We start from the raw sequence: 13,551 nt of genomic DNA, 5'->3' as shown, positions 1-13,551 counted from the left end.
CCATTTTATCACTTTTTGGTAATACTTGTCTCTTTTTAGAAAATTTTGTACTCAAGTTAAAATAACACAATTAACGAATACGTAATCTCTCTTTCAGTTGTTTTAAATAACGAGATCGTATCAGTAAGAAATATACAACTTGAATTCCTACGAAAATACTTAATACAATCGCATTTTCTTTAAATAGTGAGTACTCAAACATCTGTCCCAGTGCAGTTAACGCTACTGCCCCATGTAATGTTGCAACACCTATTGGAACGAAGAATAAAAGTGCCAACCTGATTGTAACTACTTTCGATAATTCCCCGCTCGTTAAGCCTACTTTTCGAATCATTTCAAACAAACGAGTATCATCCTCCAAATCAGAAAACAAACGGAAGTAAAGGAAGCTTCCTGCACATACGAAAAATACTATACCAATGAAGAAGCCTACAAATAAAATTGGTCCTGCGATTTGTAAACTTTGGTTTTGTTCGTACTCTTCTGCACTAAACGTTGCATGTTCTTCATAAGTCTTCATCTGATGCGTAAGTTCTTTACCAACTTCAATTTCATCTTTCGTTCCTTCTGTTTTGTACACATAATCTTTTTCCTCTTTAAAGCCATCTTGTAATGCATCATACTGAGTTTTAGAGATTACATAAACGTTACCTCGTAGTATTTTACTTAACGAAGAAGTATTAACTTTTTTCACTTTTAAAGCTTCATTCGTGTTTGGTAACGTAATTTCTTTTCTATCCTTCATCGGTGGGCCTGGTATATCCACCGCCAAAAATAAAGCTTCTTTATTTGCTACAGTTTGAAATGGTTCGCCTGTTAACTTCGCATATTTCTCATAATCTGATTCTTTTATGAAAATAGCACTTCTTAACGACTGCTCCTCCGTCTTTTTCGTTGAAATGTTTGTTTTAGAAGCTGCTATATTATATTTCTTTAATCCTTCGTCAATCATCTTCAAATGCTGTGATTCATTACTATTTCCTTGCTTAGAATGATACTGAAACGCAATTGGTCTCTCCATAATTCCTTTCGTCATTGATGCGAAACCAACTAATGTACCGATTGCTGAAAATGCTACAGTTGAAATAATAGTTACAATAAAGAACATTCTTGCGTTGTCTCTCATGCGGTAAGCTAAATCTGATAACGTAATAATATTTGTCTGTGTCCAATAGAAACGTTTACTTTTTTTACATAGTCTAATAATAAAGACACTTAACTGCTTGTACAGCAAATACGTACCAATAATGACTACCGTTGTAACAGGAATCATCATAACAAATACCATTGCACCATGTGACAGAAGCGCTCCTGCATATCCCGCACTAATCAATATGACTGCTAATATAGAAGAAATAATAGATGCTTTCGGTTCTGGCTTCGCTTCTGCTGATCCTCTAAACAATTTCATAATTTTATTTTTACGAACCATTCCTGCACTAAATAATGAAATAATCATAAATAATATGAAAAACATAATACTCGTTACAACAATAGCTTTCATTGGTATGTAATAAGCTAAAGTAATATCTAATTTTAATATCATCGGAGCTACAAATAGTAATATTCCGGAAAATAGCATACCTGCAAGTATCCCAAAAATAATTGCCCCTATCCCAATCATAATATTTTCAAAGAAGATAAGACGCTTTAATTGATATTTCGTCATACCTAACATCATTAAAATTCCTAATTCACGCTTTCTCGTTTTTAAAAACATTCCCATCGAATATAAAATAAAGAAAAACGTAAATAAGTAAATAATGGACTGTGCAAAAGACATACTTACGAAAACATACTGTCCCAATTCTCCAGCGCTTAATGCCGGATGAAACGCAAAAAATGAGTACACAAAAAAGGCCATAATTGCAAATGCACTACTTAAAAAATATGCTGAGTATGTTCGTCTATTTCGCGTTACATTCCTGTATGCGAGTTCTCTAATGTTCATATTACTTCTCCGCCCTTCTGCTAACTATGTTCTTAATATTAGTAAAGTACGGAAATACCTTCCATCGATTCAAATGACAAAAACCTTACATTATTGAAAGGTTTCAAAAAAATTGCTTAAACGAAGCAGTTTCATTATAATGACTACATTCATATTCATACACGCATCCTATTGTATATTCGTTAGTTTTGCGAAATAATAAAGGATAGAAGTATGTACCAATATACATATAAACTTATTTACCGCTTTAATATGAATAGGAGGAAAACATAATGACATTACAAGAACAGATTATGAAAGCATTACATGTTCAGCCTGTAATTGATCCGAAAGCAGAAATCCGTAAACGTGTAGATTTCTTAAAAGATTATGTAAAAAAAACAGGTGCAAAAGGATTTGTACTTGGCATTAGTGGCGGACAAGACTCTACATTAGCTGGACGTTTAGCTCAGCTTGCAGTGGAAGAAATTCGCAATGAAGGTGGTAACACAACGTTTATCGCCGTACGCCTTCCTTATAAAGTGCAAAAAGACGAAGATGATGCACAATTAGCATTACAATTTATTCAACCTGACCAATCTGTTGCATTTGATATTGCGTCAACAGTTGATACTTTCTCAAATCAATACGAAAACGTATTAGGTGAAGCATTAACAGATTTCAATAAAGGTAACGTGAAAGCACGTATCCGTATGGTTACGCAGTACGCAATCGGTGGTCAACAAGGGCTACTTGTGATTGGAACTGATCATGCGGCAGAAGCTGTTACAGGATTCTTTACAAAATTCGGAGATGGTGGTGCAGACCTATTACCATTAACAGGATTAACAAAACGCCAAGGACGCGCTCTATTACAAGAATTAGGTGCAGACGAGCGACTATACTTAAAAATGCCAACAGCTGATTTATTAGATGAAAAACCAGGTCAAGCTGATGAAACTGAGTTAGGTATTACATATGATCAACTAGATGATTATTTAGAAGGTAAAGCAGTTCCAGCTGACGTAGCAGAAAAAATTGAAAAACGTTACGCAGTAAGCGAACATAAAAGACAAGTTCCAGCATCAATGTTTGATGATTGGTGGAAATAAATAAAACATAAAAAAGAAGCTAATCTCATTAGCTTCTTTTTTATGTTAACGATACACCCCTACTCTTTTCTCTAGTAAGTCCTGTAAACAATCCTCATGTTGTTGATTAAACAATGGTGGCATTTTATTTAGCGGGAAAAACTTCAAATCTAACGTTTCATCACCGTCTATTTTTTGCTCTCCTCCGGCAATTGAGCATGAAAAGAATATTAAAATGGACTGGGCTTTGTCTCCATTTGGATACGCTTGAAAATATTTTGTATACACCCCGAGAAGTTCATTTATTTCTACATCATAGCCTGTTTCTTCTTTTATTTCTCGAATCGCAGTTTCTGCGGCAGATTCTCCGATTTCCATTGCACCGCCAGGAAATCCCCAAGCATTAAAGTCACCTCTTTTTTGCAATAAAACTTCTCCATATTCATTCAACACACAACCACCCGCAAAGTTTATAAGAACACAATCGTGTCCTACTTTTTCACGTAATTCTTTTATATAATTAGCCATCCTCTTCCCCTTTTCATACATCTTCTATCATTATTTCTTATCTTTTTCAAGCAATTCAATAATTCGCTCGAGCTTCTTATTCATATGAATTACATGTTGGTTTATTGCAGCGCTATTTTGCAATAACCTTCTAACAAACAAAGTAAATGATAGGAAAAACAAAACGATAAGTCCGATTACTAAACAAGTATATATCGATGTAAAAATATTACTTTCGAACAAATTCATTCAGATTCCACATCCTTCCTTTTTATATTTTATCACACAATTCTGTTTTTTAAAGTGATACATAATAAAAAGAGCACCTTTTACAGATGCTCTTTTTCATTGATTAATAGGTAAATGTAATTGTCGCTAATGAATAATCTGCCATCGCACTATAAGGTGCTACTTCATAAGATACACGCTTTGCACCTTTTGGCCAATTTATTTCATTTAACACTTTCTTTATATCTTGCATTGTTCCATCCATAGATTGCTTATATCGTACTTCTACCTTTTCTGGCTTAGAAGCGAATTGTTGCTGTAATTTCTTCTTAAATTCACTGTAATTGTCTGCCCCGTATTGTGCAGATAAGTATTTTAAGTTTGTTTCTTTTAACATTTGTTCATATGCAGTAGTCTTTGAACTACCCGCTTTTATTTTGCTTGTTAATTCACCAAAGTAACTTGTAGTTGCTGCTGGATATTTACTGCGATCCCATTCGTGATCTTTACTTAATTGCTCATCAGACATATTAAAATATGAATATGTTACGCGCCCAGCTTTATCCGGTACTGGATCATCGAATGTTGTATCAAGATGATACCATTTGTTTTCAATGTTCACTATATTCCATGCGTGAGCTTGTCCATTTCCTGTACCTGTTACAATATGGTTTTGGATACCCGCTTCTTTTAGCAATTCATATGTTAATAACGTATATCCTTGGCAAACGGCAGAACGATTCGCTAATGCTTCATATGCTGTATAAGCTTTATAAGACGTATCATAAGATACATGTTTTACAACGTAATCATGAATCGCTTTTACTTTCTCATGCTCATCCATTCCAGGTTTTACAATTGAACCGATAATTGCTTTTGCCTGCGATTTTACATATTGTGTTTGCTCTTTTGATTCACGATATTTCACTTGCAGTGTAAACGTATAGTTTCCTGGTAACCCTTTAATAGAATATTTAGTAGAGGCTACATTATATTTTACATACTCATCTGCATCTACAATTTTATTAAACTCGCCATACAATTGGTCCATAACATTTCTAGCATTTCTATCTTTCGTTTTATATGTGATTGTAATATTTTCTTCTCGATTATCAACCTGTTTTTTTAATTCTTTTCTGAAATCATTTAATAGCTTTGTATCTAATTGTGTTGTCGCTACAGTCGGATTCGTAGCTGCATAAGATACTGATGACGCGTGTAAGCCTCCCATTACTATAGTTGAACAAAGCAGGGTAGCTGTCACATACTTACTTGTCTTTCCCATCTCGTCACTCCTTACATTCTATAACTATACGAAAAAAGTGTCGTATAGTTTCAGAGTATACAATACTTTTTCGTATAGGTCATATGAGATTATGCATATTTAACATTGTAAAAAGGTTGTTCTTTTTACAAGAACAACCTTTTTGATTAACAAGTTTGTAATACACAACATGTATTTTCAAAACGTCGATTTTTTAAGTCTTCATTTCCAATGCAGAAATAAAGCATACCTAAATCTCCCCACATCATATTACAATTTTTAGTATCTGAATCAATTTGGAGTAAAAGCGTCATTTGCTGCGGGTTTATATCCATATATTGTCCAGTCTCGTGCAATACTTCATCTTGTACAGAGAATGGCTCACCAAACATTTGATGGTTATCGTAGTTGTCTGGGATTAGTTCTTCAAGCAATTGTAAGAATCGATCTGAATCAGACTCATCTTCAATGAAAAGCTCTGGCAATTTATATGTCACTTCAAAAGTAATTGCACACTGGCTATAATTCGTTCGGAATCCCTCTGCTCTTCGTAATTGTTCTACTGGAACATCATAATAAAGTACACATCCCGCTTCAGTTGGGTTCACATCTTCTTCAAAATAATTTTCAATGCTAAAGAAATATAACATCCCCGTATTAGGAAGGTCATGATCCATACCAACATTTTGTAAATCATTTAAATTAAATTGAGCGATAAACTGTAACGGATTTCCTTTTTGCATTGGGTATTCAAATGAATCTGGTAAATCAGGAACGCCTCCCATTTTCGAACTACCTATCGCTACTGTTTCCTCCTGCTTTGGCACAACTTTCACACACGGAAATACAGTATGAATAAGTTCCTCTTTCAAATGTGTCAGCCCATATTTATCAATTAATACTTCAATTTTATTTTTCATAAATTCTCCTTACATTTACATACTTATTTGTATCATCGCACAAAGATTATACTCCATTCTTTGTAAAAACAACAAGCCTTCAAAAACGGGCTCTTCCATCATACGCGAACAAGTTTAAAAAAGCATAGTATACATTGTTCCTACAAACACGATAGTTTATTATTTCTTCCAGTACATTTTCCCCTCGTTCATTTTTATTTTTAATTTAAGGAGGAATTCCACATGGGTTACGGATATAGTTGCGGCGGTTACGGTTATGGCGGTAGTTGTGGTGGATGTGGTTATGGAGGTTTCGCTTTACTAATCGTTTTATTTATCCTTCTAATCATCATCGGAGCTAGCTGTTGGGGCGGCTTTGTAGGCTGCTAGTAAATTTAAAAACTATTGTAAAAAAGCACGTACAATACGTGCTTTTTTGCCATTTCCAAATCTTTTATTCGAAAGGAAGTATGTTTAATGAAAATTGATGGTGTTTTTGAAGGAGGCGGTGTACGCGGAATTGCGCATGTAGGGGCAATTTGCGCGTTAGCTGAAAAAGGCTATGAATGGGAGCGTGTAGCTGGAACATCAGCTGGTTCCATTATCGCTGCACTCCTAGCAGCAGGATATTCTTGTTCAGAGTTAAAAACAATTATAACTGATATTGATTATAATAAATTTACGAAAAAAACCTTTATTGACAGAATTCCGTTTATCGGTAAAGGATTAAGTGCATGGACTACTCTTGGTATTTACTCTAATATTTTTATAGAAGAATGGATTGAAGAATTACTTCGAAAAAAAGGAGTTCACTTATTTACTGATTTACCTGATTTAAATAAGCTTAAAATTATCGCTTCTGATATAAGTAATGGTAAAATGGTTATCTTTCCTGACGACTTACCAAACTACGGATTTTTAAATTATCGCTTCTCTATTGCTAAAGCTGTAAGAATGAGTAGTACAATCCCCTTCTTCTTTGAACCGGTAAAATGGAGAACTCCAAAATGGAAGCAACCTTGTTATATGGTTGATGGAGGGATTTTAAGCAATTACCCAATTTGGATTTTCGACTCACCTTCCTCTCCTCGCTGGCCGACTTTTGGGTTTCACTTCGTAAAAGATGAGATTCAAGCTGATCCTGCTCACTATAACGAACCTATCTCGATGTTCAAAGGACTATTTAAAACTATGATGCAAGCCCATGATTTACGTCATTTAGATAAAGAATCAAAAGCAAGAACGATTACAATTCCGACTGGGTCTATTACAAGTACAAACTTTGAGTTAACAAAGGAAGAAAAAGAGTGGCTTTACAATTCTGGTTATAACGCCGCAAATAAGTTTTTACAATCTTGGAACTTCAGACAATATATTGATGACTATAGAAACGGAAATCAGGACCGAAAAACGAATCGTTATTTCCGTCAACTTGACTCATAATACTATTATTTTTCATACGAGAACACGTAACGCTTTCAAAAAAAATAAGCCTAGTAATATATGATATTACTAGGCTTATTTACTTTCTGCATCATTATTATACGTTTCTTAAGGATACGTTAACCCTTCCGCTTCCTCCGCAGTAATAACGGTGTATCGATTTCCTGTTCGTAATCCTAACAATTCTGCTTTTTCAATTGCATCCTGCATCGTTTCCGCATAAGCAGCTAAATATTTTTCTCCATTAATAATTTGGCAAATTACATATTGTTTCATTACGTTCCCCTCTTACTTTGTCATTAGTTGTGCAAGTTTTTTGATACCTATTTCAATTTCTTCTAACGTTGCGTATGAATAGGATAGACGCAAAAATTGATTTGCACTTCTATCATACAAAGCACCTGGATTTAATAAAATCTTTTCTTTCAATGCTTTGTCAAATAAGCTACGGTTCGAAACGGATACATTCATATGTAACCAAATATAAAAACCACCTGACGGTTCATACCAAGTTGCTATATCATGACAATATTTCTCTAACATTTGTATCATAAAATCTCTGCGCTTTTTCAACTTAGTTCTTACAAACTGTAAATGTTCATCATACAATCCATCTGTAAGCCATTCCGCTGCAATTTGTTGGGATATAGAACTTGAACCATAATCTGTTTGCATTTTTATATCTGCCAATCTTTGAATGACTGGCTCAGATCCAATGATCCATCCAATTCTTAATCCTGGACTAATGACTTTAGACATACTCCCGATATGTAGTACAATTCCGTTTTTATCATATGCTTTTAAAGGCTTTGAAACAGGTTCATCAAACCATAAGTCTTGATACACCGCGTCCTCTATAATAGGCAATCCAATTTCGTTACATATTTCCATAACTTCTATTCGTTTCTTTTCGTTCATACTAAAGTTCGTCGGATTATGAAAAGACGGGATTGTATATAAAATAGATGCATTAAATTGCTTCTTATATTTCTTAATATATGATGGATGTAAACCATTCTCATCCATCGGTATTCCAATTAAGCGCATTCCTGCTGATTGAAAAACATTAAGTGAATATAAATAAGATGGTTTTTCTAATAAGATCGATGCCCCTTTTGGAAGAAGCCCCATAGAAATAAGTTGCAAAGCTTGAATTGCTCCTGAAACAATTAATATAGAATCAGGAGTTACATATACACCATGTCCTTTTAAATAGTCCGCAATTTTCTTCCTTAAATAGAAATTCCCTTTCGGTTCTTCATACCCAAGTATCATGCTCGATTTTAAAAGCTTATTCATAATATCTTTCATCTTTTTTTCAGGTAAAAGACTTGGTGCGAGCTCACCTGTTCCTAAACGAATTACATGCGGATAAAATTCAGCTTGATTAATCTCTTGAATAGCAGGAAGGTTCGGATAATGAAGTCCTGTTTCTACATAGGACTGCCAATTAGGCGGGGGTGCATATGTAGAAGCACTCTCATTATTATTTACAACAATTGTTCCTTTCCTGCCATTCCCTTCAATGTATCCCTTTGCTACTAGTTCATCGAAAGCCATTACAATTGTACTCCGGTTCACACCAAATGTATGTGCCAAATCTCTTTGTGAAGGTAATTTCGTTCCAACAGTCCATTCTCCATTAACGATTCTTTCTTTTATATACGTTTCTATTTGTTTATACAGGGGTGTCGCTAGAGACATATTCGGTTTCCAAACGAATCTTTCCATCATATCACCTTGTATTCTTTTTGGTTGGTAACCACCCCAACCATATGGATGGATACAAATTTTCATTTCTTCTTTACAATATACACTATCATAATAAATTTAAATAGGAGGTAATATGATGAGTGAAGCAATTATTCATGGTATCATTCTTGCATTTGGGCTTATCATTCCATTAGGTGTCCAAAATGTTTTCGTCTTTAACCAAGGTGCGAGCCAACCAAACATTTGGAGGGCAGCTCCTGTAGTATTAACTGCCTCTATATGTGATACGTTACTCATATTAATTGCGGTGCAGGGTGTCTCCCTTGTACTCCTTACTTTTTCTTGGTTAACTAACACGTTATACATAATTGGATTTTTCTTTCTCCTATATATGGGCTTTGTTATTTGGAGAAGTAACCCTTCTAACGATATAAAACAAGAAAACAGTATGCCATTAAAAAAGCAAATCCTTTTCGCTGCGTCGGTTTCGTTATTAAATCCACATGCAATTTTAGATACAATCGGTGTAATTGGAACAAATTCTATTCAATACATAGGAAGTGAGAAATGGGCTTTCACACTGGCAACTATTATCGTTTCTTGGATTTGGTTTATAAGCTTAGCTTTAGCGGGGAAATTTCTAAAAAGAATAGACTCAACTGGAAAGACAATCGGATTATTAAATAAGTTTTCGGGTCTCATCATTTGGGGTGTCGCACTTTATATGTTAACACAAGTGATTTATTCTTAATGAACGAAAGAGAATTGCATGATCTATAAAACATCGTGCAATTCTCTTACAAATTATGAAGTAGGTTCCGGTTCCTGTTTTACGTTCTTTGCATCTTTTGCTGGTTTAATCCAAATGATTGCTATAACAGCACCAATACCAGCGAATATACTTGTTACATAAAACACTTCATGGTCAGCACCTTTCATGAAAAAAGAGTATAGAGGTGGCCCAGCTGCTACACCGATAAATCGCATAGAACTATAAAATGACGTAACTGTCCCCCTTTGCTCCTTTTCAATCCCTTGTGTAATTAAAGCATCTAAACATGGGAGTGCCATACCAATTCCGATTCCCATAATAACGAGACAAAAGAGTAGTAAATAAATTCCTTTTATAAATAAAGGAATAATGACTGAAGCAGCAGCCATTAAAAATCCAATATAAATACACTTCTTCATCACATTTTGATTATCTCCAATTTTTTTACCGGCCATATATGAACTAAGTGAGAGTACAAGTAACGGTATAGCGAGTACACACCCTTTCCATATACCATGAATGTCATACTTTGATTCCAGTATAGTCGACAAATAAAAGAGAATTCCGAATAAAATAAGCATAATAATTGCACCTAATACAAAAATGGCAATCAACCATCTTCCCTTTTCTCGAAACGTAGAGAGAATAGATTTTATAAACTCTTTAAGTGGAGGTACTTCTCCTTCTTGTTTCTTTGCCTTTACTAGAACAAGTAATAAAACAATTGATACTACACATAAAACTGGAATCGCCCAAAATGGTAAGAACCATACAATGGCAGCAAGAGCAGATCCTAAAATAGGGCTCAATACTTTTCCAAATGTATTGGATGTTTCAATGATTCCTAAACCTGTACTCACTTGTTTTTCATCTTTGTATAAATCACCAACACACGGTATAACAACTGGCATTGCACCAGCAGCACCAATACCTTGAATTGCTCTACCAATCAATATCCAAGTGTAGGGATTATCAACTTTCCAAGATACCCAACCAGTTATCGCTCCTCCTATAGCCGCAATCAGCAAACTCGGAACCATTACCATCTTTCGTCCCCATCTATCTGATAAATAACCAGCAATCGGTATAAGTAAAATGGCTACAATAGAGTAAATTGTAATAATCATGGATACTTGAAACGATGAAATATGTAATTTCTTTTCGATAGTCGGTAGGATTGGAATGAGCATTGAATTTCCTAATGTCATAACAAGTGGAACTGATGCAAGCGCAATTAAACAACAGTTTTCTTTTTTTAACATGTTGGCTTCGGAACCCTTTCATCGTATATTTCTTACCATATAATAGCCCTGCTGGAACGTAATTTTTCATTCCACCAGGGCTATTACATCTTTACTACTTCCCATTTACAACAAAAGAAATTGGGGAAAATATAGTATTATTCCTATTCTTTGAATCCAGTTCGCAATATATCCATACCAATTAATTGAAAAAAAAAGAAAGGAAGAATCCTTCCTTTCTCCTATAACCTTCTACAATTAGCGAGTATATCCGCCACCAAGTTGTTGTTCTGCCATCGCTACTAGACGTTTTGTAATTTCACCGCCTACAGAACCGTTTGCACGTGAAGAAGTGTCAGCTCCAAGTTGTACACCAAATTCTTGTGCAATTTCATATTTCATTTGATCTAAAGCTGCTTGTGCTCCATGTGATGCTAATTGATTAGAATTACGATTTCTAGCCATTACCAATCACCTCCTTATTTATATATAAATTGTGTTAAATTTCAATTTAAATACATGGTAATTTTTGGTTATTTTTATTTATAAAAAAAGAGTCTCTTCAATGAGAGACTCTTACATCATTTTATATTAAGAAGTTACTACTTCTAAATTTCTATTTCTTAATACTTTCATTTCTTCTTTTAATATATCTTTCGCATTATGCCCAAACCATTCGAGTGAAGCGAAATGGTCAGTATTTCTCACTTCCTGAATAATCTCATCATAATTTACGATACCTTCAAATAATGGAACCATACCAATTCGACTTCCCGCTGCTGCATATACATTGTTAGGTTCAAACACATGTAAATAATCTGCTGACGATATATTCTTAAAATGATAATGTTGTATCCACGGCTTTAGTCGATGGAAGCTGTCTATTGGATTTGCTCCCGACTCCCATATATGAAGAAAATCCAGGTTTATTTTCAAATTCGGATGATCTACTTCTCCTAATAATTCCAAAGTAGAAGGCAACGTATCCGTTAACGTATTTGGATGTGTTTCTAAAAGTACATACATATTATGCTGAGCAAATACTTCACAAATGATGCGAATACGATTCACATACTCTTTTCTCTCTTGTTCCGAGAAATCTTTGCTCCCCTTTTGTCCAGCAAACGTACGAATTTTGTTCGTTTTAAACCAATTAGCTAGTATTGCAAGTTGTTCACATTTCTCTATCGTTTTTTCAAAATCTGCCGTTAATGATATGTCTAAGTAATCACTTATCATCGTAATTTCTAAGTTTTTATTCTTTAAACAATTCAATTCTCGTTCTGTCGTTTCATACTCTTGCATATACAAATTTTGTGCATGAGTGCCCCACAATTCAATCCCTTCAAAACCGTTGTCATATGCAAATTGAACAATATCAGTAAATGAAATTAATTGATGACGAAAGGAAATAGTACATAATGAATATTTCATAGGTTCGAACTCCCTTATCTTAAATTCAGTTAGGTTTTTTTAATGCTAAGACAGACTCGTTTGTTTTCATTTCTTTCCATAATAAAAACTGTCTCTCTAATTCAGCCTTTATTTGCAGTTCAATTGCATTCATTTCATCCAGCTTTTCAACAATTGATAATAGCATACTTTTATTATTCGTCATTGCCATTTTAATTGCACGATACTGTACATTTGTAAATCCTTGTACAATATCTTCTACTCGATCACACCAATAATCAAATTCTTGCTCCGAATATTGCAACGTTTCACGGAAGTATGCAAAGGCATGTTCATAACTATATTTACGAATCGCAAGTACTGGTATTTGTTTTACTGCCGCTATAAGACCAGAAAGCGAATACCCTTCTTCTTCATTTGCCATTTTTATAATTAAATTTTTCAGCTCCATAGTCAGTTCATTGTCATTTCTTTTGAAAGTTTCTATGAAATAACTTGCTACCATTTCTTCTGTTGGTTCCTGAATTTCTTCTATATCAATGTAATATCCTCCACCAAATGGGTTATCTTGAACAGAGTGAATCACTTTTTCTCTTTCCATATTCCCTTCCCAGCGAAAGTCAGGATCTAGCATGAACCATTCTTCTTCTTTCTCCGTCTTTGATATCATTAAATAATGCGGAAACGGTTTTTGATGGAATTTATTTTCCCTCTCTGGCAATAGAGACATATCTACCATTACAATGACATAGCGATTCTCCGGCTTGTTTTCTACTAATTGTAAAAACGTTTCTACATTGTTATCCTTATCTTTTGCATGATCATACCATTCGTTCACTTTTACGCCATACAACTTTTCATACCATAATAAATAATTATCATGGTTAATATTTTCGGAGTGATACGATATAATACCGCCTTCCGTTATATCAAAATCACCGTCCCATAGTCCAAAATAAAAGGGACGAAAATCAATATCGCTACGCCTTTTTATAATTTCGCAAAAACAACTCACTAAACAGTGAACTTTAATTGAAGTCATATTCTCAT

15 protein-coding genes are annotated in these 13,551 nt (G+C 34.3%); 4 read left to right on the top strand and 11 right to left on the bottom strand.

Annotation, left to right across the window (positions count from 1 at the left end):
* Nucleotides 1-70: 70 nt before the first annotated feature.
* Complete coding sequence (locus MR113_RS11705) at nt 71-1,951, bottom strand: FtsX-like permease family protein (RefSeq protein ID WP_242254361.1); 1,881 nt, start codon at nt 1,949-1,951, stop codon at nt 71-73.
* 272 nt (nt 1,952-2,223) lie between these two features.
* Here MR113_RS11705 and nadE point away from each other — a divergent pair, with 272 nt between their 5' ends.
* The gene (gene nadE, locus MR113_RS11700; protein ID WP_242254360.1) at nt 2,224-3,042 is read left to right on the top strand and encodes an ammonia-dependent NAD(+) synthetase; all 819 of its coding nucleotides are present in this window, start codon (nt 2,224-2,226) and stop codon (nt 3,040-3,042) included.
* A gap of 45 nt (nt 3,043-3,087) precedes the next feature.
* On the opposite strand, the gene MR113_RS11695 is transcribed toward nadE, so the two are convergent.
* The 4 genes from MR113_RS11695 to MR113_RS11680 all read right to left on the bottom strand — a co-directional run bounded on the left by MR113_RS11695 (nt 3,088) and on the right by MR113_RS11680 (nt 5,940).
* A complete protein-coding gene (locus MR113_RS11695) occupies nt 3,088-3,549 on the bottom strand; it encodes an NUDIX hydrolase (RefSeq protein ID WP_242254359.1) in 462 nt (153 codons plus the stop codon).
* 30 nt (nt 3,550-3,579) lie between these two features.
* The gene (locus tag MR113_RS11690) at nt 3,580-3,777 is read right to left on the bottom strand and encodes a DUF4083 domain-containing protein (RefSeq protein WP_242254358.1); all 198 of its coding nucleotides are present in this window, start codon (nt 3,775-3,777) and stop codon (nt 3,580-3,582) included.
* A 103-nt stretch (nt 3,778-3,880) separates the two neighbouring features.
* On the bottom strand, nt 3,881-5,041 hold the full coding sequence (locus MR113_RS11685) for a transglutaminase domain-containing protein (protein ID WP_242254356.1): 1,161 nt from the start codon (nt 5,039-5,041) through the stop codon (nt 3,881-3,883).
* A gap of 146 nt (nt 5,042-5,187) precedes the next feature.
* Entirely contained in the window at nt 5,188-5,940 is a 753-nt protein-coding gene (locus MR113_RS11680) for a YwqG family protein (protein ID WP_242254354.1), read from the bottom strand.
* A gap of 222 nt (nt 5,941-6,162) precedes the next feature.
* On the opposite strand from MR113_RS11680, the gene MR113_RS11675 reads away from it, so the two are divergent.
* Nucleotides 6,163-6,309, top strand: a complete 147-nt coding sequence (locus MR113_RS11675) for a YjcZ family sporulation protein (protein ID WP_000540425.1) — start codon at nt 6,163-6,165, stop codon at nt 6,307-6,309.
* Between the two features lie 87 nt (nt 6,310-6,396).
* Complete coding sequence (locus MR113_RS11670) at nt 6,397-7,362, top strand: patatin-like phospholipase family protein (RefSeq protein WP_073518656.1); 966 nt, start codon at nt 6,397-6,399, stop codon at nt 7,360-7,362.
* 108 nt (nt 7,363-7,470) lie between these two features.
* On the opposite strand, the gene MR113_RS11665 is transcribed toward MR113_RS11670, so the two are convergent.
* Nucleotides 7,471-7,638, bottom strand: a complete 168-nt coding sequence (locus MR113_RS11665) for a DUF3933 family protein (RefSeq protein WP_061676491.1) — start codon at nt 7,636-7,638, stop codon at nt 7,471-7,473.
* Nucleotides 7,639-7,650: 12 nt separating this feature from the next.
* Complete coding sequence (locus tag MR113_RS11660) at nt 7,651-9,093, bottom strand: aminotransferase-like domain-containing protein (protein WP_242254389.1); 1,443 nt, start codon at nt 9,091-9,093, stop codon at nt 7,651-7,653.
* 118 nt (nt 9,094-9,211) lie between these two features.
* On the opposite strand from MR113_RS11660, the gene MR113_RS11655 reads away from it, so the two are divergent.
* Nucleotides 9,212-9,826, top strand: a complete 615-nt coding sequence (locus tag MR113_RS11655) for a LysE/ArgO family amino acid transporter (protein ID WP_242254352.1) — start codon at nt 9,212-9,214, stop codon at nt 9,824-9,826.
* Nucleotides 9,827-9,879: 53 nt separating this feature from the next.
* Here the strand turns inward: MR113_RS11655 and MR113_RS11650 are convergent, their stop codons facing one another.
* From MR113_RS11650 to asbE, 4 genes are all read right to left on the bottom strand, one after another.
* On the bottom strand, nt 9,880-11,109 hold the full coding sequence (locus MR113_RS11650) for a bacillibactin exporter BcbE (protein ID WP_242254350.1): 1,230 nt from the start codon (nt 11,107-11,109) through the stop codon (nt 9,880-9,882).
* Nucleotides 11,110-11,346: 237 nt separating this feature from the next.
* A complete protein-coding gene (locus MR113_RS11645) occupies nt 11,347-11,553 on the bottom strand; it encodes an alpha/beta-type small acid-soluble spore protein (RefSeq protein ID WP_000113545.1) in 207 nt (68 codons plus the stop codon).
* Between the two features lie 126 nt (nt 11,554-11,679).
* Entirely contained in the window at nt 11,680-12,522 is an 843-nt protein-coding gene (locus MR113_RS11640) for a sugar phosphate isomerase/epimerase family protein (RefSeq protein WP_242254348.1), read from the bottom strand.
* A gap of 25 nt (nt 12,523-12,547) precedes the next feature.
* Nucleotides 12,548-13,543, bottom strand: coding sequence for a petrobactin biosynthesis protein AsbE (gene asbE, locus MR113_RS11635; RefSeq protein ID WP_242254346.1), 996 nt, complete (start codon nt 13,541-13,543; stop codon nt 12,548-12,550).
* Nucleotides 13,544-13,551: the final 8 nt, after the last annotated feature.

Source organism: Bacillus cereus group sp. BfR-BA-01379, assembly GCF_022663605.1.
GTDB lineage: Bacteria > Bacillota > Bacilli > Bacillales > Bacillaceae_G > Bacillus_A > Bacillus_A mobilis.
This window is presented reverse-complemented; position numbering and strand designations above follow the sequence as displayed.

Coding starts and splice junctions, on each gene's coding strand:
- MR113_RS11705 (WP_242254361.1), bottom strand. CDS start 1,951: ATGAACATTAGAGAACTCGCATACAGGAATGTAACGCGAAATAGACGA.
- nadE (WP_242254360.1), top strand. CDS start 2,224: ATGACATTACAAGAACAGATTATGAAAGCATTACATGTTCAGCCTGTA.
- MR113_RS11695 (WP_242254359.1), bottom strand. CDS start 3,549: ATGGCTAATTATATAAAAGAATTACGTGAAAAAGTAGGACACGATTGT.
- MR113_RS11690 (WP_242254358.1), bottom strand. CDS start 3,777: ATGAATTTGTTCGAAAGTAATATTTTTACATCGATATATACTTGTTTA.
- MR113_RS11685 (WP_242254356.1), bottom strand. CDS start 5,041: ATGGGAAAGACAAGTAAGTATGTGACAGCTACCCTGCTTTGTTCAACT.
- MR113_RS11680 (WP_242254354.1), bottom strand. CDS start 5,940: ATGAAAAATAAAATTGAAGTATTAATTGATAAATATGGGCTGACACAT.
- MR113_RS11675 (WP_000540425.1), top strand. CDS start 6,163: ATGGGTTACGGATATAGTTGCGGCGGTTACGGTTATGGCGGTAGTTGT.
- MR113_RS11670 (WP_073518656.1), top strand. CDS start 6,397: ATGAAAATTGATGGTGTTTTTGAAGGAGGCGGTGTACGCGGAATTGCG.
- MR113_RS11665 (WP_061676491.1), bottom strand. CDS start 7,638: ATGAAACAATATGTAATTTGCCAAATTATTAATGGAGAAAAATATTTA.
- MR113_RS11660 (WP_242254389.1), bottom strand. CDS start 9,093: ATGGAAAGATTCGTTTGGAAACCGAATATGTCTCTAGCGACACCCCTG.
- MR113_RS11655 (WP_242254352.1), top strand. CDS start 9,212: ATGAGTGAAGCAATTATTCATGGTATCATTCTTGCATTTGGGCTTATC.
- MR113_RS11650 (WP_242254350.1), bottom strand. CDS start 11,109: ATGTTAAAAAAAGAAAACTGTTGTTTAATTGCGCTTGCATCAGTTCCA.
- MR113_RS11645 (WP_000113545.1), bottom strand. CDS start 11,553: ATGGCTAGAAATCGTAATTCTAATCAATTAGCATCACATGGAGCACAA.
- MR113_RS11640 (WP_242254348.1), bottom strand. CDS start 12,522: ATGAAATATTCATTATGTACTATTTCCTTTCGTCATCAATTAATTTCA.
- asbE (WP_242254346.1), bottom strand. CDS start 13,543: ATGACTTCAATTAAAGTTCACTGTTTAGTGAGTTGTTTTTGCGAAATT.